The organism is Afipia felis ATCC 53690 (assembly GCF_000314735.2).
GTDB lineage: Bacteria > Pseudomonadota > Alphaproteobacteria > Rhizobiales > Xanthobacteraceae > Afipia > Afipia felis.
This window is the reverse complement of record NZ_KB375270.1, coordinates 1218454-1238642: the sequence shown is the minus strand read 5'-3', so window position 1 is coordinate 1238642 and position 20189 is coordinate 1218454. Positions and strand designations below refer to the sequence as shown.

Annotated in this window: 18 protein-coding genes; 8 read left to right on the top strand and 10 right to left on the bottom strand. The window is 61.5% G+C overall.

Annotated elements, in window-relative coordinates:
- Positions 1-3 precede the first annotated feature (3 nt).
- From sucD to HMPREF9697_RS20820, 5 genes are all read right to left on the bottom strand, one after another.
- A complete protein-coding gene (gene sucD, locus HMPREF9697_RS05855; protein WP_002716246.1) occupies positions 4-912 on the bottom strand; it encodes a succinate--CoA ligase subunit alpha in 909 nt (302 codons plus the stop codon).
- A gap of 4 nt (positions 913-916) precedes the next feature.
- A complete protein-coding gene (sucC, locus tag HMPREF9697_RS05850; RefSeq protein ID WP_002716245.1) occupies positions 917-2113 on the bottom strand; it encodes an ADP-forming succinate--CoA ligase subunit beta in 1197 nt (398 codons plus the stop codon).
- Positions 2114-2125: 12 nt separating this feature from the next.
- Positions 2126-4258 carry an acetate--CoA ligase family protein gene (locus HMPREF9697_RS05845; protein ID WP_002716244.1) on the bottom strand — a complete coding sequence of 711 codons (2133 nt, stop codon included), beginning with the start codon at positions 4256-4258 and terminating at the stop codon, positions 2126-2128.
- Positions 4259-4587: 329 nt separating this feature from the next.
- Complete coding sequence (gene oxlT / locus HMPREF9697_RS05840; protein ID WP_002716243.1) at positions 4588-5892, bottom strand: oxalate/formate MFS antiporter; 1305 nt, start codon at positions 5890-5892, stop codon at positions 4588-4590.
- Positions 5870-6163 carry a hypothetical protein gene (locus HMPREF9697_RS20820; RefSeq protein WP_157223244.1) on the bottom strand — a complete coding sequence of 98 codons (294 nt, stop codon included), beginning with the start codon at positions 6161-6163 and terminating at the stop codon, positions 5870-5872. The genes oxlT and HMPREF9697_RS20820 overlap by 23 nt, the downstream gene beginning before the upstream one ends.
- Before the next feature lie 386 nt (positions 6164-6549).
- On the opposite strand from HMPREF9697_RS20820, the gene oxc reads away from it, so the two are divergent.
- From oxc to dusA, 8 genes are all read left to right on the top strand, one after another.
- Positions 6550-8289 carry an oxalyl-CoA decarboxylase gene (gene oxc, locus HMPREF9697_RS05835; protein WP_002716241.1) on the top strand — a complete coding sequence of 580 codons (1740 nt, stop codon included), beginning with the start codon at positions 6550-6552 and terminating at the stop codon, positions 8287-8289.
- A 76-nt stretch (positions 8290-8365) separates the two neighbouring features.
- On the top strand, positions 8366-9640 hold the full coding sequence (gene frc / locus HMPREF9697_RS05830; protein WP_002716240.1) for a formyl-CoA transferase: 1275 nt from the start codon (positions 8366-8368) through the stop codon (positions 9638-9640).
- A gap of 203 nt (positions 9641-9843) precedes the next feature.
- Positions 9844-11061: an amino acid ABC transporter substrate-binding protein gene (locus tag HMPREF9697_RS05825; protein WP_002716239.1), complete on the top strand. Its 1218-nt coding sequence runs from the start codon at positions 9844-9846 to the stop codon at positions 11059-11061.
- Between the two features lie 48 nt (positions 11062-11109).
- Entirely contained in the window at positions 11110-11973 is an 864-nt protein-coding gene (locus tag HMPREF9697_RS05820) for a branched-chain amino acid ABC transporter permease (RefSeq protein WP_002716238.1), read from the top strand.
- Positions 11970-12917: a branched-chain amino acid ABC transporter permease gene (locus tag HMPREF9697_RS05815; protein WP_002716237.1), complete on the top strand. Its 948-nt coding sequence runs from the start codon at positions 11970-11972 to the stop codon at positions 12915-12917. The genes HMPREF9697_RS05820 and HMPREF9697_RS05815 overlap by 4 nt, the downstream gene beginning before the upstream one ends.
- Entirely contained in the window at positions 12914-13648 is a 735-nt protein-coding gene (locus HMPREF9697_RS05810) for an ABC transporter ATP-binding protein (protein WP_002716236.1), read from the top strand. The genes HMPREF9697_RS05815 and HMPREF9697_RS05810 overlap by 4 nt, the downstream gene beginning before the upstream one ends.
- Positions 13645-14382, top strand: a complete 738-nt coding sequence (locus HMPREF9697_RS05805; RefSeq protein ID WP_002716235.1) for an ABC transporter ATP-binding protein — start codon at positions 13645-13647, stop codon at positions 14380-14382. Before HMPREF9697_RS05810 ends, HMPREF9697_RS05805 begins: the two co-directional genes overlap by 4 nt.
- 107 nt (positions 14383-14489) lie before the next feature.
- Entirely contained in the window at positions 14490-15488 is a 999-nt protein-coding gene (gene dusA / locus HMPREF9697_RS05800; RefSeq protein WP_081602519.1) for a tRNA dihydrouridine(20/20a) synthase DusA, read from the top strand.
- Here dusA and HMPREF9697_RS05795 read toward each other — a convergent pair whose 3' ends face one another.
- From HMPREF9697_RS05795 to HMPREF9697_RS05775, 5 genes are all read right to left on the bottom strand, one after another.
- A complete protein-coding gene (locus HMPREF9697_RS05795) occupies positions 15489-15998 on the bottom strand; it encodes a TIGR02281 family clan AA aspartic protease (protein WP_002716233.1) in 510 nt (169 codons plus the stop codon).
- A gap of 30 nt (positions 15999-16028) precedes the next feature.
- The gene (locus tag HMPREF9697_RS05790; RefSeq protein WP_002716232.1) at positions 16029-17609 is read right to left on the bottom strand and encodes a sensor histidine kinase; all 1581 of its coding nucleotides are present in this window, start codon (positions 17607-17609) and stop codon (positions 16029-16031) included.
- 166 nt (positions 17610-17775) lie between these two features.
- Positions 17776-18483, bottom strand: a complete 708-nt coding sequence (locus tag HMPREF9697_RS05785) for an MgtC/SapB family protein (RefSeq protein ID WP_002716231.1) — start codon at positions 18481-18483, stop codon at positions 17776-17778.
- Positions 18484-18507: 24 nt separating this feature from the next.
- Positions 18508-19512, bottom strand: coding sequence for an inorganic phosphate transporter (locus tag HMPREF9697_RS05780; protein ID WP_002716230.1), 1005 nt, complete (start codon positions 19510-19512; stop codon positions 18508-18510).
- A gap of 12 nt (positions 19513-19524) precedes the next feature.
- Positions 19525-20166 (bottom strand): DUF47 domain-containing protein, encoded by a 642-nt coding sequence (locus HMPREF9697_RS05775; protein WP_002716229.1) that lies wholly within the window; start codon positions 20164-20166, stop codon positions 19525-19527.
- Positions 20167-20189 lie beyond the last annotated feature (23 nt).

Sequence of the window (20189 nt, the reverse complement as noted above, 5' to 3'; positions counted from 1 at the left end):
TTTTTAAGCGGTTCGTTTTGCTGGCTTATTCCCTTTCAGGAGCTCCACCAGCGTGCTTCCGAGCCGGGCCGGGGAGGCCGAGACCGAGATCCCGGCTGCTTCCATCGCGGCAATTTTGGATTCCGCATCGCCCTTGCCGCCCGCCACGATGGCGCCGGCATGGCCCATCCGGCGTCCCGGAGGAGCGGTACGGCCCGCGATGAAGCCGACCATCGGCTTCTTGCGGCCGCGCTTGGCTTCGTCCTTGAGGAACTGAGCCGCGTCTTCCTCGGCAGAGCCGCCGATCTCACCGATCATGATGATCGATTCCGTCTTGTCGTCGGCGAGGAACATCTCCAGCACGTCGATGAACTCGGTGCCCTTGACCGGGTCGCCACCGATGCCGACCGCCGTGGTCTGGCCGAAGCCGACCTGGGTGGTCTGGAACACGGCTTCGTAGGTCAGCGTGCCCGAGCGGGACACGATGCCGACATTGCCCGGCTTGAAGATGTTGGTCGGCATGATGCCGATCTTGCACTCACCGGCGGTGACGACGCCGGGGCAGTTCGGGCCGAGCAGGCGCGACTTCGAGCCGGAGAGGGCACGCTTCACCCGCACCATGTCGAGCACCGGAATGCCCTCGGTGATGCAGACGATCAGTGGGATCTCCGCGTCGATGGCTTCGCAGATCGCATCCGCAGCGCCCGGCGGCGGCACGTAGACGACGGAGGCGTCCGCGCCGGTCTTGGCGCGGGCCTCGGCGACGCTGTCGAACACCGGCAGGCCGAGGTGGGTCGAGCCGCCTTTGCCCGGCGAGGTGCCGCCGACCATCTTGGTGCCGTAAGCGATCGCCGCTTCGGAGTGGAAGGTACCATTCTTGCCGGTGAAGCCCTGGCAAATGACCTTCGTGTTCTTGTCGATCATGACTGACATTGGCTTACTTTCCCTTCACGGCCTTGACGATCTTCTGTGCAGCGTCGTCCAGATCGTCGGCTGGCAGAACGTTGAGGCCGCTCTCGCGGATGATCTTCTTGCCTTCCTCGACGTTGGTGCCTTCGAGGCGGACAACCAGCGGCACCTTCAGACCGACGGCCTTCACCGCGGCAACGACGCCGGCAGCGATGACGTCGCACTTCATGATGCCACCGAAGATGTTGACGAGAATGCCCTTCACGTTCGGATCGGCAGTGATGATCTTGAACGCAGCGGTCACCTTTTCCTCGGAAGCGCCGCCACCGACGTCGAGGAAGTTGGCCGGGCTTTCGCCGTAGAGCTTGATGATGTCGAGGGTCGCCATCGCAAGACCCGCGCCGTTCACCATGCAGCCGATGGTGCCATCGAGCGCGATGTAGGCGAGGTCGTACTTCGACGCTTCGATTTCCTTGGCATCTTCTTCGGTCTCGTCGCGCAGCGCCAGCACGTCGGGATGACGGTAGATGGCGTTGGAGTCGAACGACACCTTGGCGTCGAGGCACTTCAGTTCGCCCTGCTTGGAGAGGATCAACGGATTGATCTCCAGCATCGACATGTCCTTGCCGACGAAGGCCGCGTAGAGCTTGCTGACGAGGCTCTCGGCCTGCTTGGCCTGGTCGCCCTTCAGCTTCAACGCCTGTGCGATCTTGCGGCCATGGTGAGGCATGATGCCGGTCGCCGGATCCACCGAGAAGGTGACGATCTTCTCGGGGGTGTCGTGGGCGACCGTTTCGATGTCCATGCCGCCTTCGGTGGAAACCACGAAGGCGATACGGGAGGTCTCGCGGTCAACGAGCGCCGACAGGTAGAATTCCTTGTCGATGTCCGCGCCTTCCTCGAGATAGAGGCGATTGACCTGCTTGCCCGCGGGGCCGGTTTGCACCGTCACCAGGGTGGCGCCCAGCATCTGCTGGACGAAGGTCTTCACCTCGTCGACCGACTTCGCGAGTCGGACGCCGCCTTTATCACCGGCAGAGGCTTCCTTGAACTTGCCCTTGCCGCGGCCGCCAGCGTGGATCTGGCTCTTCACCACCCACACCGGGCCGCCAAGTTCCTTGGCGGCAGCTTCGGCGTCGGAAGCCTTGAGGATCGGAATGCCCTTGGAGACGGGCACGCCGAATTCCTTCAGTACGGCTTTCGCTTGATACTCGTGAATATTCATTATGCTGGACCCTTACTTGATGAGGCCGGCGCCGCGCGCCCACTTGTACTTCGCACCGAGCACTTCCACCGGAAGTTCGGTCGAGTACGCATAAGCCGGGATGCCGTTCTGGTAGAGGTATTCGGAAGCTTCCTCGACTTCGACGTCGCCCGCGAGCGAAGCGACCATCGGCTTCTCGAAGCCCTGGGCCTTCATCTCGTTCTTGATCTGCACCATGTTCTTCGCGAACACCATCGGAGGCGTCACGATCGTGTGCCAGTAGCCGAGGATCAGCGAGTGGATGCGATCGTCGGTGAGGCCGAGCTTCACGGTGTTGACGTAGGTGATCGGCGGTTCGCCACCGGTGATGTCAACCGGGTTGCCCGAAGCGCCGAACGGCGGGATGAACTTACGGAACGCCGCATCGAGATCGGCCGGCATGGTCATCAGCGAGAGGCCGTTGTCGACCACAGCGTCCGACAGCAGCACGCCCGAACCACCGGCACCCGTGATGATGAGGACGTTTTCGCCCTTCGGGGTCGGCAGCAACGGAACGCCGCGTGCGAACTCGAGGAGCTGACGCAGCGAGCGGGCGCGGATCACGCCAGCCTGCTTGAAGACATCCTCGTAGATCTTGTCGTTACCGGCGAGGGCGCCGGTGTGCGACGCCGCTGCCTTGGCGCCCGCTGACGTGCGGCCACCCTTCAGCACGATGACCGGCTTCTTCTTGGACACGCGCTTGGCGGCATTCGCGAACGCGCGGCCGTCCTTCAGGTCTTCGCAATGCATCGCGATGACGTTGGTGTTCTTGTCCTGCTCGAAGAAGGCGAGCAGATCGTCCTCGTCGATGTCCGACTTGTTGCCGAGACCCACGATCGCCGACACGCCCATCTTGGCCGAGCGCGAGAAGCCGATGATCGCCATGCCGATGCCGCCGGACTGCGACGACAGCGCCGCCGAACCCTTGACGTCGAACGCCGTACAGAACGTCGCGCAGAGGTTGGCCGGGGTGTAGTAGAAGCCGTAAATGTTCGGCCCCATCAGGCGGATGTCGTACTTCTTGCCGATCTTGACGATTTCTTCCTGAAGCTCAGGCTCGTTGGCTTCGGCGAAGCCCGACGGAATGAGAACGGCGCCGGGAATCTTCTTCTCGCCGCACTCGGTCAGCGCGCCGGCCACGAACTTGGCCGGGATCGCGAACACTGCCACGTCGACGTCGCCCGGGATGTCCTTGACGCTCTTGTAGGCCTTGTGGCCGAGGATGTCGGCAGCCTTCGGATGGACGGGGTAGATTTGACCCTTGTAGCCGCCGTTGATGAGGTTCTTCATCACGGAGTTGCCGATCTTGCCGTCTTCGGCGGAAGCGCCGATGACCGCGACGGACTTCGGCATCATGATGCGGTTCATCGCCGTGACGATTTCCGAATCCGGACGCGGAGCAGGCTTGGGCTTGTAGTTGAAGTCGACGACGATGCGCACGTCGGCGGCAATCGCATCCTTCTTGGTCGCGAACACCGGGTTGAGATCGAGTTCGACGATTTCAGGGAAGTCGGTCACGAGTTGCGAGACGCCGACGATGATGTTGGCCAGCGCGTCACGGTTCACCGGATCGCCACCGCGAACGCCGTGCAGCATTTCCTTGGCCTGGATGCCGTCGAGCATCGAGAGCGCGTCTTCCTTGGTGGCGGGGGCCATGCGGAAGGTGATGTCCTTGAGCACTTCGACGAGCACGCCGCCGAGGCCGAACGCAACGAGCTTACCGAACGAATCGTCGGTGATCGAACCGACGATCACTTCGGTGCCGCCAGTCAGCATCTGCTGAACCTGGATGCCTTCGATCTTGGCGTCGGCCTTGTACTTCTTGGCGTTCGCGAGAATCTGGTCGTAAGCAGCCTTCGCAGCCGCGTCGTCCTTAACACCGACCACAACGCCGCCGGCTTCGGTCTTGTGAAGAATGTCCGGCGAGACGATCTTCATCACCACCGGATAGCCCATGCCGCTGGCAAGCTTGGTCGCTTCGTCGGCCGACTTGGCGACGCCTTCACCCGGGACGGCGATGCCGTACGCGTCACAAACCAGTTTGCCTTCCGGCGCAGTCAGGCTGTCGCGGCCGTCGGCCTTGACCTTGTCCAGAACCTTGCGGACGGATGCTTTGTCGATTGCCATAAGTAAACTCCGATGTTTTTCAACGTTGATCGTCGCGTCTGCCGATAGGGTATCGGCGTTGCTTCTTGTATCGAACGGGACGTTGCCGTCCGTTCAGATGGTTTCCCGAGGCGATCTGCTGGCCGCTATAGCCCATATCAGAGCGATCGGTTTTTTAAATTCGTTCGCCACCGCTTTTGGCTGGCGGCGAGGGTTATTTCAAATGCGTTTGCCCGTTTGGTATTTCAAATATCAGGCGTGGCATACCGGATATTAGACATGCTTGGGATCGGATTTGTCAAAGGCGGGAGCCCGCCGGAATATCCGGCGGGCTCGATTTTGCTGGGGTTTTACGTGGCCAAATGACCTGCGGCGTTTGGAAGCTGGCTGTTCATAACAACAGACTTGCGCCAGGGCTTCAACACGAAGACGGCCAGCAGGGAGGCGAGGATGTTCGCGCCTGCAGCAAGCAGGAAGACGCCATCCCAGCTGCCCGTGGCCTGCTGCATGTAGTTGCCGAACGGTACGAGAAGCGCCGCAAACCCCTTCGCGGTGTAAAGCATGCCCGCGTTGGTCGTTGCGAATTTCGTGCCGTAGGTGTCGGTGCAGGCTGCCGGAAACAGGCTGTAGATCTCGCCCCATGCGAAGAACACGGAGCCGGTCAGGATTACGAACCAGAGCGGGTCGTGGCCCCACAGATAAAGCGCCGCGATGCCGACACCTTCCAGACCGAATGCGATGAACATGGTGTTCTCGCGTCCGATCCTATCGGAGATCCAGCCGAAGAACGGACGGGTGAGGCCGTTCAGCACGCGGTCGATGGTTGCGGCGAAGGTCACCGCGGTCATCGTCAGACCGGCGATCGTGACGGGGGAGTTGGCGATATTCCAGTCGGCTGCGATCGGCTTCAGGTTGGCGGTGACGAGCAGGCCGCCGGCGCCGACGATGACGAACATGAAATACATCAGCCAGAACACGCCGGTCTTGGCGACTTCGCTCGGGCTGTAGTCGCGGCGGGTCTGCTGGATGTTGGTGTTCACCACCGGCTTCGGAGTCTGGCCGGGTTTTGGCGCAAAAATGAAGAGCGCCAGAATCATGCAGATCACGCCCTGGCCGATGCCGAAATTGAAGAACGCGTTTTGGAAGCCGTCGTCCTTGATCATGGCCTGAATGGGAGCGACGGTGAAGGCAGAGCCAGCACCAAAGCCTGCTGCGGTGATACCCGCGCAAAGACCGCGCTTGTCAGGAAACCACTTCAGCGCGTTGCCGACGCAAGTGCCGTATACAGCGCCCGCGCCGATACCCGCGATGACCTGGCCGAGATAGAAAGCGCTCAGCGACGCCGCGTAGGAGTTGATGACCCAGCCGATGGCGCAAAACGCGCCGCCCATCAGGATCACGAGGCGCGGGCCGTACTTGTCGACGATCCAGCCCTCGACTGGCACGAGCCAGGTTTCGAAGAGCACGAAGAGGGTGAAGGCCCATTGGATCGACGCGCGATCCCAGCCGAATTGTTTTTCGATGTCGGGGACGAAGAAGGTCCAGCCGTACTGAAGGTTCGCAATCATCACCATGCAAGCAACGCCGAGCGCAAGCTGAGTCCAGCGATACGCGTCGCTCACACGGGTGACGTCATTCCCTGTCGATAGCGTCATAAATTCCTCCCAAAGGCACTTTCTTAGTCGAAGTGCGTAGGGTGATTTTGGTATATGATATGCCAATAGGCAAGAGGGTATCGATCAAAACTGCGCTGTTATGCGCATCATTCCGGCCGAAAACGCTGCCGGACTGCATTAAAATATCCACCTTACGCCTTATTATTATTGGATAAATTTTTTCTGCTGCCGTTTTATGTCGTGAGACGACGGAACCGTCGCTGTAGCCGGCGGGACTGAGTCGAATGGGGGAATAGGCTGCCACAGCCATCAGTCTGCGACATTTGGCTACTGAAAGGAGTGTGGAGGCATCCGCGTCGTCGTTGACACTTGGTATTTTGTATGCCAATGGATTTTTTCAGCAACGATATGCATTTCATATGTGGTTTATCGGATGCTCGGCTTGTGACGATGAGTGGGGCGCGCCTGCCCAACCCGATATCTTCGCAGCTTCGGCGATGAAGATGAGGTTGTGGCGCTCGGCAGCCGATCACACGTTCACAGGCTGGATAGGTCTGCAGCGGATGTAAGAAGTCTCATCTGTAAGCCATGATTTTACGAACGACGATCCACCAAAACACAAGCAGCTCGTTCCTCGCGAGCAGGTCACCTCGATAGAAAACCGCGTGAAGCGGAATGAACCCTGGGAGGGTACTGATGTCAGTAGCAGCAGTAGCAAACGTTGACACCAATGCAGCAGAGCAGGAATTGACGGATGGCTTCCATCTCGTCATCGACGCGCTCAAGCTGAACGATATCAACACGATTTATGCCGTGCCGGGGATTCCGATTTCGGATCTCTGCCGTATGGCTCAGGGCGAGGGCATCCGTGTCATTTCGTTCCGTCACGAGCAGCACGCCGGCAACGCCGCCGCGATCGCTGGATACCTGACCCAGAAGCCCGGCATCTGCCTCACCGTTTCGGCTCCCGGCTTCCTCAACGGTCTGACGGCGCTCGCCAACGCCACCACCAACTGTTTTCCGATGATCCTGATCTCCGGCTCGTCCGAGCGTGAGATCGTCGACCTCCAGCAGGGCGACTACGAAGAAATGGATCAGCTCGCGATCGCCAAGCCGCTCTGCAAGGCGGCCTTCCGCGTGCTGCACGCGCAGGATGTCGGCATCGGCATTGCTCGCGCGATCCGCGCTGCCTGCTCGGGCCGTCCGGGTGGCGTCTATCTCGATCTGCCGGCGAAGTTCTTCTCGCAGGTCATGACCGCGGAAGCGGGCGCCAAGTCGCTCGTCAAGGTGATCGACGCTGCGCCGGAGCAGATTCCTGCGCCGTCCGCCGTCAAGCGCGCGCTCGACGTGCTCAAGGGTGCCAAGCGCCCTCTGATCATTCTGGGCAAGGGCGCTTCCTACGCGCAGGTCGACGACAAGATCCGTGAACTGATCGAAAAGACCGGCATTCCGTTCCTGCCGATGTCGATGGCCAAGGGCATTCTGCCGGATACGCATCCGCTGTCGGCCGGCGCAGCGCGTTCGACCGTGCTGAAGGACTCCGACGTCGTCATGCTGATCGGCGCACGCCTCAACTGGCTGCTGTCGCACGGCAAGGGCAAGAGCTGGGGCTCCGAACCCAAGAAGTTCATTCAGATCGATATCGAGCCGAAGGAAATGGACTCGAACGTCGAAATCGTCGCGCCGCTGGTGGGCGATATCGGCTCCTGCGTGTCCGCTCTGCTCGCAGGCATGGACAGCAAGTGGGCGAAGGCTCCTGCCGACTGGACTGGCTCCGTCAACGCCAAGAAGGAAGCCAACATCGCAAAGATGGCGCCGAAGCTGATGAACAACGCTTCGCCGATGAACTACCACAGCGCGCTCGGCGCACTCCGCACGATCATCAAGGATCGTCCGGATGCGATCCTTGTCAACGAAGGCGCCAACACGCTCGACCTCGCTCGCGGCATCATCGACATGTACAAGCCGCGCAAGCGTCTCGACGTCGGTACCTGGGGCGTGATGGGCATCGGCATGGGCTTTGCCGTGGCCGCGGCTGTCGAAACCGGCCAGCCGGTCCTCGCGATCGAGGGCGACAGCGCGTTCGGCTTCTCCGGCATGGAGGTGGAGACGATCTGCCGCTACAACCTGCCGGTCTGCGTCGTGATCTTCAACAACAACGGCATCTATCGCGGCACCGACGTCAATCCGACGGGCGGTCCCGACGTTGCGCCGATGGTGTTCGTGAAGGACGCTCGCTACGACAAGATGATGGAAGCGTTTGGCGGTGTCGGCGTTCACGTGACGACGCCGGATGAACTGAAGCGCGCCGTCATCGCCGCCATGGATTCCGGCAAGCCGACCCTCATCAACGCGGTGATCGATCCGGCAGCGGGTACCGAGAGCGGCAACATCGGCAGCCTCAATCCGCAAAGCGTGGTTGTGAAGAAGAAATGAGTGACAACTCCGGCGCCTCTTCCTTCGGGAAGGGGCGGTCGGGACAAAGGTGAATAAGAATCAACTGGAGGAAGCTATGACGAAGGCGCTCAACGGGGTCCGTATTCTGGACTTTACTCACGTTCAATCGGGACCGACTTGTACTCAGCTACTCGCGTGGTTCGGCGCGGACGTTATCAAGGTTGAGCGTCCCGGCACCGGCGACATCACCCGCGGTCAGCTTCAGGATGTCCCGAACGCGGACAGCCTGTATTTCACGATGCTGAACCATAACAAGCGTTCGCTCACGCTCGATGCGAAGAACGCGAAGGGCAAGGAAGTCCTCACCGCGCTCATGAAGAGCTGCGATGTCATGGTCGAAAACTTTGCCCCCGGCGTGCTCGACCGCATGGGCTTCACCTGGGAAAACATCCAGAAGATCAATCCGAAGCTGATCGTTGCTTCGATCAAGGGCTTCGGCCCCGGTCCGTTCGAGGACTGCAAGGTTTACGAAAACGTCGCGCAGTGCACCGGCGGTTCGGCTTCGACCACGGGCTTCCGTGACGGCCTGCCTCTCGTGACCGGCGCCCAGATCGGCGATAGCGGCACCGGCCTGCACCTGGCGCTCGGCATCGTCACCGCGCTTTACCATCGCACCCAGTCGGGCAAGGGCCAGCGCGTTACCGTCGCGATGCAGGACGGCGTGCTCAACCTGTGCCGCGTCAAGCTGCGCGACCAGCAGCGCCTCGCGCATGGCCCGCTCAAGGAATACAGCCAGTTCGGCGAGGGCATTCCGTTCGGCGAAGCCACCCCGCGCGCCGGCAACGATTCCGGTGGCGGCCAGCCGGGCCGCATCGTGAAGTGCAAGGGCTGGGAAACCGACCCGAACGCTTACCTGTACTTCATCACCCAGGCTCCGGTCTGGGAGAAGATCTGCGACGTGATCGGCGAGCCCACCTGGAAGACCGATCCGAACTACGCCAAGCCGGCAGCCCGCCTGCCGCGCCTGAACGAGATTTTCGGTCGCATCGAGCAGTGGACCATGACCAAGACCAAGTTCGAGTGCATGGACATCCTCAACAAGGTCGACATTCCGTGCGGCCCGATCCTGTCGATGAAGGAAATCTCCGAGGACAAGTCGCTGTATGCGACCGGCACGCTTGTCGAAGTCGATCATCCGACCCGCGGCAAGTACATCTCGGTCGGCAACCCGATCAAGCTGTCCGACAGCCCGACGGAAGTGGTGCGTTCGCCGCTGCTCGGCGAGCACACCGATGAAATCCTGCGCGAAGTTCTGAAGTTCTCCGACAACCAGATCAGCGACATCCGCTCGTCCGGCGCGCTCGGCGAAGTTCCGCTCGCCGCCGAGTAACTCAAGTCTCTCCCCCGAGGATGACCTTGGCCGGGGCTTTGCCCCGGCCTTTTTTTATTTATGCGCTGCAATGCAGCGCGAGCGGGATTGGTCGGTACCGCCAAGGCATCTTTAAACGATAGTGGCAAGCCTCGACGGTTGCGTTTTTCTGTCGCAGCCTTATCAAGCGATATCTCATTTTCGTTAGAGAGCGGGTGATAGCCATGTCGAACCGATTGATCTCCAAAAAGACTTTGATTGCTGCAGCTTCTGCTGCGGTATTGGCGTTTGCGGCCAATCCGGCGACTGCGAAGGACATCGTTTTCGGCGCGTCGGTGCAGTTGACCGGCCCCGTCGCTAACACCGGCCGCTATTACCGCGACGCCTATGAACTCGCGGTCGAAAAGATCAACGCGGCTGGCGGCGTGAAGGTCGGTAACGAGAAGCGCAAGGTCGTTCTCAAGATTTACGATAACCAGTCCGATGTGAATTTGAGCGTGCGGCAGTACACCCAGCTCGTCTCGCAGGACAAGGTGGACTTCCTGCTCGGGCCGTTTGCCAGCAACTTCGCGCTGGCCGATTCCGCCGTGTCGGAAAAATACAAGATCCCGATGGTGCAAGGCGGTGGTGCTTCGGACCAGATCTTCGCTCGTAAGTTCAAATACATCTTCGGCACGCTGGCGCCCGCCAGCAACTATTTCGGCTCCACCATCGACATGATGAAGGGTTTGAAGCCCGCGCCGAAGTCGGTGGCGCTGTTGTACGCCGACGACTCCTTCGACGTGTCAGTGGCCGACGGCACCCGGCCCAAGCTCAAGGCTGCCGGTTTCGACGTCGTGATGGACGAGCGCTACAGCACTAACGCGACGGACTTCAATTCGCTGCTGTCGCAGATCCGCAGCAAGAACGTCGATGCGGTGCTGGTCGCAGGTCACGAGACCGAAATTCTCAACTTCGTGCGTCAGGCCAAGAGCCTCACGGTTGCGCCGAAGATGTATTCGTTCACGGTCGGTGTGCCGAGCGAAGACTTCCGCAAGGCGCTTGGCAAGGATGCCGATTACGCTTTCGGCATGACTGCGTGGCTGCCTTCGGCGGACCTGAAGGACCGCTGGTTCGGCGACGCGGCCAAGTTCGAGAGCGAATACAAGGCGAAGTTCAACTATGAGCCGGACTACCACGCCGCTTCGGGCGCCGCCGACGTCGAGGCGCTGGTTCAGGCGATCGAGGATGCCGGTTCGACCGATCCCGCGAAGGTTCGCGATGCGCTCGCCGCGGTGAAGTTCGAGAGCATCTACGGCCCGATCGCCTTTGCCGCCAACGGCCAGATCGACCTGCCGCAGACGGTGATCCAGGTGCAGGGCGAGAAGCTTGTCGCCATCTACGGCACCAAGGGTGCGATCAATCCGCCGAAGTATCCGATGCCGGCCTGGAACGCACGCTAAGCCTTCGGCTTGGCGTTGCTATTCCGAGGCTGAACGGGAGAGGGCATCTTGGACCTGCTCATACAAATTCTGGTCAACGGCGTACTGCTCGGAGGGCTGTACGCCGTGATGGCCCTCGGCCTCGCGCTGGTTTGGGGTGTGCTGAACATCGTCAATCTGGCGCATGGCGCGTTCATCATGCTCGGCGCCTATCTGTCCTGGCATCTCTATACGTATCTCGGTATCGATCCTTTTCTCGGCTTGCCGATTACGGCGGTGGTGATGTTCGCTTTCGGCTATGCCGTGCAGCGAGGACTTCTGAACCTCGTCGTGCGGGCGCCGATGTTCAACACGCTGCTCATCACCTTCGGGCTGGAAGTCGTGCTGACCTATCTCGCGCAGCTCGCATTCTCCGCTGACTTCCGCACCATCAATCCTTCCTATGCGGGTAACAGCATCCAGCTCGGTGCCGTCGTGCTCCCGCTGGCGCGCCTTCTCGCCTTCGCCGTCGCTATCGTGCTGACGGTTGCGATGTGGCTGTTTCTTCTTCACACCCGGCTCGGCCGAGCCATTCGGGCGACCGCGCAGAACCTCGTCGCCGCGCGCCTTTACGGCGTCGAGCCGCGCCATCTTTATGCGATGACTTTTGGCATCGGCATTGGCCTCGCGGGTGCCGCTGGTGGTCTTTATGGCACGGTGTCGCAGATCAACCCCTATATCGGCGCGACGCTGACGGCGAAATCGTTCGCGATCGCCATCATCGGCGGTCTCGACAATCCACTCGGCGTGATCGTCGGCGGCCTGTTCCTCGGCATCATTGAATCGCTGGCGGTGCTCTATATCGGCGCGACCTTCGCCGACGTGGCGAGCTTCGGCGTGCTGGTGCTGGTGCTGATCGTGCGCCCGAGCGGCCTTCTTGGAAAAACGGCATGAAAGCGCTTCGCACCATCCTCATCCTCATAGCGCTCATTGTATTGATCGCGGTGCCGTGGTTCGGCTCCGACGTGCTGGTGCAATTCGGCATCAACGCGTTGCTGCTGGCCGTACTGGCGCAGGGCTGGAACATCATCGGCGGCTACACCGGTTATGCATCCTTCGGCAATTCGGTGTTCTATGGTCTTGGTAGCTACGGCGTCGGCATCGCGATGGTGCAGTGGGACCTGCCGTTCGGCGTGGGTCTCGCCCTCGGCGTCGTGCTGGCCGTTGCGTTCGCGATCCTGCTCGGCATTCCCGTGTTGCGGCTGAAGGGGCATTACTTCGCGATCGCGACGCTGGCTCTGGCGCAGGTGATGGCGGCGATCGTGTCCAACGTGCCGCTGGCGGGCCAGAACATCGGCCTTGTACTGCCGCCGCTGAACAACGACATGCTGTTCTATGAATTGGCGCTCGGCCTGCTCGTCGCGGTGACGTTGACGATCTGGTGGCTGTCGCGCAGCAAGTTCGGTTTCGGCCTGATTGCGATCCGCGAGAACGAAGAGGGCGCCAAGGTGATGGGCGTCAACACGACGCTCTACAAGGTGATGGCGTTCGCGCTGTCGGGCGTGTTCAGCTCGCTCGCGGGCGGCATCCACGCCTATTGGGTGACGTTCATCGATCCTGAAAGCGCGTTCGACATCAGCCTCAACGTCAAGATGATCATCATGGCGGTCTTCGGCGGTCCCGGCACCATCCTCGGGCCGATCGTGGGCGCGCTGTCGCTCTCCGCGATCTCCGAAGTGCTGTCGAGCGAAGTCACCAGCATCGCGGGCCTGTTCTTCGGCGTCGTGGTAGTCGCGGCAGTCGTGCTGATGCCGCGCGGCCTTGCCGACATCATCCGCCAGTTCCGCAAGACGGGCTGGCGTTACTTCTCCGAAAACATCAAGGCGACCCGGCTGTGAGCGCTATACTCGATGTTCAGAACGTCACGCGGCGTTTTGCCGGCCTCATCGCCGTCAACAATGTCAGCTTTTCGCTGCAGCCGAAGGAAATCCTCGGCATCATCGGCCCCAACGGCGCCGGCAAGACGACGCTGATAAGCCTGATCAGCGGAACGGTCGAGCCGACCTCCGGCGACATCCTGTTCGAAGGCAAATCGATCAACAGCCTGCAGACGTATCAGCGCGCGCGGATCGGCATCGGCCGCACCTTCCAGATCATGCGGCCGTTTCCGGGCTTGTCGGTGCTCGACAACGTCGCGGTCGGCGCTTTGTTCGGCCATGGCGGCGGTGAATCGCAATTGTCGCGAGCGCGCGAGATGGCGCGTGCGCAGCTCGATTTCGTCGGGCTTGGCGCATTCGTCGATCAGCGCGCGGACGAACTCGGCGGGCCGGGCCGCAAGCGGCTGGAGCTTGCGAAGGCGCTCGCGATGCAGCCCAAGGTGTTGCTGTGCGACGAGGTGATGGCAGGTCTCAACCACGTCGAAATCGACGAGGTGATCGACGTGATCCGCAAGGTGCGCGACGAGGGCATCAGCATTCTCGTCATCGAGCACGTCATCAAGGCCATCAAGAGCCTGTCGGACCGGCTCATGGTGCTGCACCACGGTGAGAAGATCGCCGACGGCGATCCGGACACCGTTCTTTCCAATCAGGCTGTTGTCGAGGCCTATCTCGGCAAGAGGCGGGCATGACGATGGCGGCGGTTGCGGACAAGAAAGACGTGATGCTCAGCGTGCGCGGCGTCAGCGGCGGCTATGGCGGCATGCCGGTGCTCAACGACGTGTCGCTCGATGTCTATCCGGCGGAGATCGTCGCGCTCGTCGGCAGCAACGGCGCTGGCAAGACGACGTTGCTGCGCGCGCTGTCGCGCGTTCTTGCCTGCACGGGCGAGATTATTCTCGACGGCAAGAATCTCGTTTCGATGACACCGGATCAGGCATTCGGCGTGGGGCTCGTGCAGGTACCGGAAGGACGGCAATTGTTCGACCGCATGACGGTGCAGGACAACCTGCTGATGGGCGCGTTCCAGCGCAAGGACAAGGCCGCGATCGCGCGCGATCTCGACAAGATGTACACGCTGTTTCCGAAACTGTCGGAACGCCGTCGCCAGCTCGCGGGCAGCATGTCGGGTGGCGAGCAGCAGATGTGCGCCATGGCGCGCGGCCTGATGGCGTCGCCGAAGCTTTTGATGATCGACGAGATGAGCCTTGGTCTCGCGCCAGTGATCGCCGAGCAATTGATGGATGTGCTAGCCTCGATCCGCAACGACGGCGTGACCGTACTGCTCGTCGAGCAGGATATCCATCTGGCGCTGTCGGGCGCAGACCGCGGCTACGTCATGGAGACAGGCCGCATCGTCCATAGCGGCACGGCCAAGGATCTGATCGACGATCCGCAGGTGCGCAAGGCCTATCTCGGCCTGTAGCGCACGCACTGGCGTTAAGCTATCGGTGCGGCGATATCCAATAGTCGTCACGGTTGGGGTATAACGCCGGTAGCAGTCGCATCCGGCGACCCCGAGCCTTGCAGAAAATGATTGAATATCAATCGGATAGACTGAGCGTTGCGCCCATGATGGATTGGACGGACCGGCATTGCCGCGTCTTCCATCGTGCGTTGACGCGTCGGGCGAAGCTGTACACCGAGATGCTGACGACGGGTGCAGTGATCCACGGCGACCGCGAACGGCTGCTCGGTTTCGACGCCTGCGAACATCCGGTCGCGTTGCAGCTCGGCGGGTCCAATCCGCGCGATCTTGCCGAAAGCGCGAGGATCGGCGAGGGGGTCGGCTACGACGAGATCAATCTGAATGTCGGCTGCCCGTCGGACCGCGTGCAGGACGGCCGCTTCGGCGCCTGCCTGATGGCGGTGCCGCAACTGGTCGGCGAATGCGTCGCCGCGATGAAGGCCGCTGTCCGCGTGCCGGTGACGGTGAAGTGCCGCATCGGCATCGACAACCAGGACTCCGAACAGGCGCTCGACGCGCTTGCGCGCAGTGTGGTGACGGCGGGGGCCGATGCCTTGATCGTACATGCCCGCAAGGCATGGCTCGAGGGATTATCGCCGAAGGAAAACCGGGACATTCCACCGCTCGATTACGACCGGGTCTATCGGCTGAAAACCGCGATGCCGGATACTATGATTTCGATCAACGGCGGCATTACCTCAATTGAACAGGCAAAGGCTCATCTGCAGCATGTCGACGGCGTGATGATGGGCCGCGCGGCCTATCAGGAGCCGTGGCGTCTTCTGGCGGTCGATCCCGAACTGTTCGGTGTGCCAGCGCCGCATGCTTCGATGCACGAGGCGATCGAGTCGCTGTTTCCCTATATCGAGAGGGAACGCGCGCGCGGCATGCGGCTGCATGCGATCACGCGCCACATGGTCGGCGCGTTTCACGGTATTCCCGGGGCGCGGGCGTTCCGTCGTGCGTTGGCGGAAAATTGCGTGAAGCCTGATGCGGGCATCGAGCAGTTGCGCGATGCATTGAAGCTCATCGTGCCCGCCGAGACCGCAGGCGCGGCGGCCTGATTACGGATAGCCGCGCAGCACGAGTTTGTCCGGGCTGACTTCCCAGCTTTCGAGCCTGTTGAGGAAGCTCATGCCGAGCAGGTTGGTTTTCAGCCGGCCGCGCGGCACGACAAGCGCCGGGACCGACAGCTCGACAAGTTTCCCGACTGCCAGCCGGGCGAGCGTCACGCGCGCTGCGCGGACGTGGCCACCCGCGGTTTCCACATCGACATCGTAAGTCGCAAGATCGAGTGGCAAGCCCGCGGCCTTCGCCGTCTCATACGTAAGCACCACGGAGGTCGCGCCGGTGTCGATCACCATCGGCGTCGCGACGCCGTTGACCTTGGCGCGGAGCACGAAATCGCCGTTATGCGAGCGGGGAATGTGCACATAGCGCGCTTCGCGCGCCGCATACTGGTTGAGCGACGTGCGTACGAAGTGCTTCATATGGTCGAGCGTGGCCGGTTGTGCGGCAAGCGTCGCGCCGGCAGCGGTCAAAAGCAGAGCGAGAATGAGAGAGAAGCGTGTCACGTTTGATCGATCCGCGTCGAATTTGTCTCGCTAGGGCAGGGTGGTGCCTGCAGTCATGATCGGCCGCCCGCGCGGTCTGCTGCGTTCGTCGCTCATGTCGAATTGATCCGGCTGCAGGGGCGGGCCTTCCGGCATCGGGGCGAGCGCCGCCATCACCCGCTCGGGCGGGAAGGTGATGATGACCTCGGTGCCGATGCGCAGCTTTGATTTCAGCGTGAACGTGCCGCCGTGCATGTCGATCAGGTTCTTGGCGATCGGCAGGCCAAGGCCCGCGCCTTGCTCGGCCGATTTGATGGAGTTCGAACCTTGTCCGAATGACGCGAGCACGATCGGGATTTCGTCCTCGGGAATGCCGGAGCCGGTATCCTTGACACTGAGATATTGTCCGCCGGATGCGGTCCAGCCGGACTTCAGCCAGATCTCGCCGCCCTGCGGCGTGAACTTGATCGCATTGGACAGAAGGTTGAGCACGATCTGGCGCGTGGCGCGTTCGTCGCCCCACAGCTTCGGCATTTCATCCTCGAAGACTTCGTGGATGGTGATGCCCCGGCTCGATGCGCGCAACTTCAGGAGATGATGGCATTCGGCGACCACGTGAACGAGCGAGAAGGGTTCCTCGTTCAGCTCGTAGCGGCCGGCCTCGATACGCGACAGGTCGAGAATTTCGTTGATGAGATTGAGAAGGTGCACGCCCGAATTGTGGATGTCGGCGGAATAATCCTTGTAGACGGCAACTTCGTGCGTACCGAAAATCTCGCTCTTCATGACCTCGGAGAAGCCGAGAATGGCGTTGAGCGGTGTGCGCAGCTCGTGGCTCATCTGCGCCAGAAAGCGCGATTTGGAGACGTTGGCGGCTTCGGCGCGGTGGCGCGCCTCGTCGGAGATCGCCTTGGCCTGTTCGAGCTCGCCGATCAGCGCGTCCTTTTCCGCGCGGGCCTCCAGCGTAGCGAGCGTCGTCGAATGCAGCCTGTGGGCGAGCAGGGCGAAGTAGCCTTCGGCGGCGAGAGCGAGTGCCGCGAGAATGTAATCGTCGAGCGTTCCGCGCAGCACGAAATTCAGCGCGATTGCAGCCGTCACCGGAATGGTTGAGGCGAAGGCCGCGATCGGCAGGCTTGCGGCAAGCATGCTCGAGACTGCGACGACGAGCAGCATCAGGAACAGCATCAGCGTGTTCGACACCGCGTCGACCCCGGACGGATGAACGAGGATCAGCGTCCAGCCAAGGCCGTAAAGCAGATCGAGCGCGACGAAGCGGTGCCGCCATTTGCGCGTGGTCGCGGGTGTCGGCGGCAAGTTCAGAAATCGCGAGCAGAGGCGGATCACGACTGCATGGATCGCCAGAACCCCGGCGGTCCAGATGGCGGCATTCAGCATCGGGATCCAGAGGCTGGAAAGCGCTCCCGTGCCGATGACGAGCAGGATCACCACGAGCGAGGCGGACATGCGCGTCTGGGCATACTGGCGTAGCAGTTCGTGATCGAATGCGGGCCGGGTGCCGCTCGACGACGTCAGGCGGTCGCGGGCTTCTCTCACGCGCTGGGCAGCCACGCGCCGCGTCCTTGCGGGCGCAGCGGCCGCGCTATCGGCCGGAGAAGGCACGAGATCACTCATTTACAAATTAATTCCCGGTACGCGCAGGCCACCAATATCCCAGCCTTATTTCTGGCGGGAAATCATTAAGAGGGGCCTTAAAGTCAGATTTAATTAGGTTAACGAAGAATGAATCTGCGGCCTGCGGCAGGTCGCGCCGCAGGGCGTTTCGACCGAAACCCGTCGATCAGGTGGCGGAGGAGTTGTCGGTGGCGGAGCGGCTGATGAGATCGACCCGGCGGATCGAAGGAACGTCGTTCAGCCTGTTTTTGAAGTCGGCGATATCCTGCGAGGAGACCTTGTTCAGCAGGACGAGGATTTCGTCGTTACCCTCGTCGCCGCTGCGGTTTTCCACCACGAAGCGCTTGATCTGGCTCACCCGCAGCGACAGCGTCTGGCGCAATTCCTCAGGCGTGAGGGCGCCGCGCTCTGCCGTGATTCTGAAATGGACGGTCTGGTTGCGGGCGCGATAGGCCTCTTCCAGCGGCTTCACCCCCGCCAGGATGATAAGGATCAGGATGGTGGAGGCTGTGCCCGCGAAGTAGAGGCCGCCGCCGATGGCGAGACCGATGGCCGCGACGGTCCAGATGCTGGCCGCGGTGGTCAGTCCCTTGATGATCTCCCCGCGGGCAAGGATCGAGCCCGCGCCGAGAAAGCCGATGCCCGAGACGACCTGGGCGGCGACGCGGGAAGGGTCCAGCACGGTGTGCTGTTGGTCCAGTACGCCTGCAAATCCGTAAGCCGACACGATCATGATCAGGCATGAGCCGACGCACACCAGCATGTGGGTGCGGATTCCGGCAGCCCAGAGCAGTCGCTCGCGCTCGAAGCCCACCATGCTGCCCAGAAGAGCAGCCACGGCCAGTCGAAGAAGTATCTCTGCGTTAGCGATCATCGACACCCCACTTTGCTGGAGGGGCTAATGAAAGATCGGAACGAGCCAATACACAAGAGCCGCGACGGTTGCCGCCGCTGGAATGGTGATGATCCAGGCCACCACGATGGAGCTTGCGATATTCCAGCGGACGGCGGACAGCCGCCGCGCGGAGCCGACACCAACGATGGCGCCGGTGATGGTGTGCGTGGTCGAGACCGGAACGCCGAGTGCGGTGGCTGCGAAGAGTGTCAGCGCGCCGCCGGTCTCCGCGCAAAAGCCTTGCATCGGATTGAGGTGAGTGATGCGGCTGCCCATGGTGCGCACGATGCGCCAGCCACCCATCAGGGTGCCGAGTGCCATCGCCGCCTGACAGGCCAGCACGACCCAGAGCGGGACGTGAAAATGGTCGCCGCCATAGCCTTGCGAATAAAGCAGGATCGCGATGATGCCCATGGTCTTCTGCGCGTCGTTGCCGCCGTGGCCGAGCGAATAGAGCGAGGCAGAGCCGAACTGCAGGATACGGAAAGCGCTGTCCACCATGAAAGGCGTCGAGCGCGCGGAGCACCACGCCACGATGACGATGAGAACGAGAGCGAGAACGAATCCGATCATCGGCGACAGGAAAATCGCCAGAATGGTTTTGGTCAGGCCCGACCATTCCAGCGCGCCGATGCCTGCTTTCGCAAGGCCCGCACCGACCAGCCCGCCGATCAAGGCATGCGAGCTCGAGGAGGGGATCGCCGCCCACCACGTGATGAGATTCCACACGATCGCGCCCGTGAGGGCTGCGAAGATCACATGCGGATCGACGATGCCGGGATCGATGATTCCGGTCCCCAGCGTCTCGGCAACGTGGAGGCCGAAAAACAGGAACGCGATAAAGTTGAAGAAAGCCGCCCACAGGACAGCGTATTGCGGCTTCAACACGCGCGTGGAAACGATCGTTGCGATCGAGTTCGCCGCATCGTGCAGGCCGTTGAGGAAATCGAACAGCAGCGCGACCGCGATCAGGCCGATCAGAAGCTGGGGCGCGAGTGAAGCGGTCACAGGGCTATCCGTTCAGACCTGTTCAAGCACGATGCTGTTGATTTCGTTGGCGACGTCGTCGAAGCGATCCGCCACCTTCTCAAGGTGATCGTAGATTTCGGCGCCGACGATGTAGTCCATGGTGTTGCCGTCGCGATGCTTGAGGAACAGCTTCTTCAGACCGAGATCGTGCAGGTCGTCCACTTTGCCTTCGAGCCGCGTAAGTTCTTCCGTGATCGAGGAGAGCGTGGTGACGTTGGTGCCGATCGACTGCAGGAGAGGAATGGCGCGGACCACCAGTTCTGCACAATGCTGGATGATGGCGCCCATCTCCCGCATCGGCTGGTCAAATTCCTTGACCTCGAACAGGCGAACCGTTTTCGCCGTCTGCTGCATCTGGTCGATGGCGTCGTCCATCGAGGCGACAAGGTTCTTGATGTCGCCCCGGTCGAAGGGGGTGATGAAGGAGCGCCGGATCGCCATCATCACTTCGCGGGTGATGTTGTCGGCCTCGTTTTCGTACTGACTGATCTTGTCGCAGTAGAATTCGATTTCCGCGCCGCCGCGCAGCATGCCTTGCAGGGCTTCCGCGCCATCCACGATGGTGCGGGAATGCCTGGCGAATAGCTCAAAGAACGAATGTTCCTTTGGCATCAACGCCTTGAACCATTTCATGGATGGGTCCCCAGTCTCAGATC

Excerpts from the sequence above, each read along its gene's own strand:
- sucD (WP_002716246.1), bottom strand. The coding sequence starts at position 912 with ATGTCAGTCATGATCGACAAGAACACGAAGGTCATTTGCCAGGGCTTC.
- sucC (WP_002716245.1), bottom strand. The coding sequence starts at position 2,113 with ATGAATATTCACGAGTATCAAGCGAAAGCCGTACTGAAGGAATTCGGC.
- HMPREF9697_RS05845 (WP_002716244.1), bottom strand. The coding sequence starts at position 4,258 with ATGGCAATCGACAAAGCATCCGTCCGCAAGGTTCTGGACAAGGTCAAG.
- oxlT (WP_002716243.1), bottom strand. The coding sequence starts at position 5,892 with ATGACGCTATCGACAGGGAATGACGTCACCCGTGTGAGCGACGCGTAT.
- HMPREF9697_RS20820 (WP_157223244.1), bottom strand. The coding sequence starts at position 6,163 with ATGGCTGTGGCAGCCTATTCCCCCATTCGACTCAGTCCCGCCGGCTAC.
- oxc (WP_002716241.1), top strand. The coding sequence starts at position 6,550 with ATGTCAGTAGCAGCAGTAGCAAACGTTGACACCAATGCAGCAGAGCAG.
- frc (WP_002716240.1), top strand. The coding sequence starts at position 8,366 with ATGACGAAGGCGCTCAACGGGGTCCGTATTCTGGACTTTACTCACGTT.
- HMPREF9697_RS05825 (WP_002716239.1), top strand. The coding sequence starts at position 9,844 with ATGTCGAACCGATTGATCTCCAAAAAGACTTTGATTGCTGCAGCTTCT.
- HMPREF9697_RS05815 (WP_002716237.1), top strand. The coding sequence starts at position 11,970 with ATGAAAGCGCTTCGCACCATCCTCATCCTCATAGCGCTCATTGTATTG.
- HMPREF9697_RS05805 (WP_002716235.1), top strand. The coding sequence starts at position 13,645 with ATGACGATGGCGGCGGTTGCGGACAAGAAAGACGTGATGCTCAGCGTG.
- dusA (WP_081602519.1), top strand. The coding sequence starts at position 14,490 with ATGATTGAATATCAATCGGATAGACTGAGCGTTGCGCCCATGATGGAT.
- HMPREF9697_RS05790 (WP_002716232.1), bottom strand. The coding sequence starts at position 17,609 with ATGAGTGATCTCGTGCCTTCTCCGGCCGATAGCGCGGCCGCTGCGCCC.
- HMPREF9697_RS05785 (WP_002716231.1), bottom strand. The coding sequence starts at position 18,483 with ATGATCGCTAACGCAGAGATACTTCTTCGACTGGCCGTGGCTGCTCTT.
- HMPREF9697_RS05775 (WP_002716229.1), bottom strand. The coding sequence starts at position 20,166 with ATGAAATGGTTCAAGGCGTTGATGCCAAAGGAACATTCGTTCTTTGAG.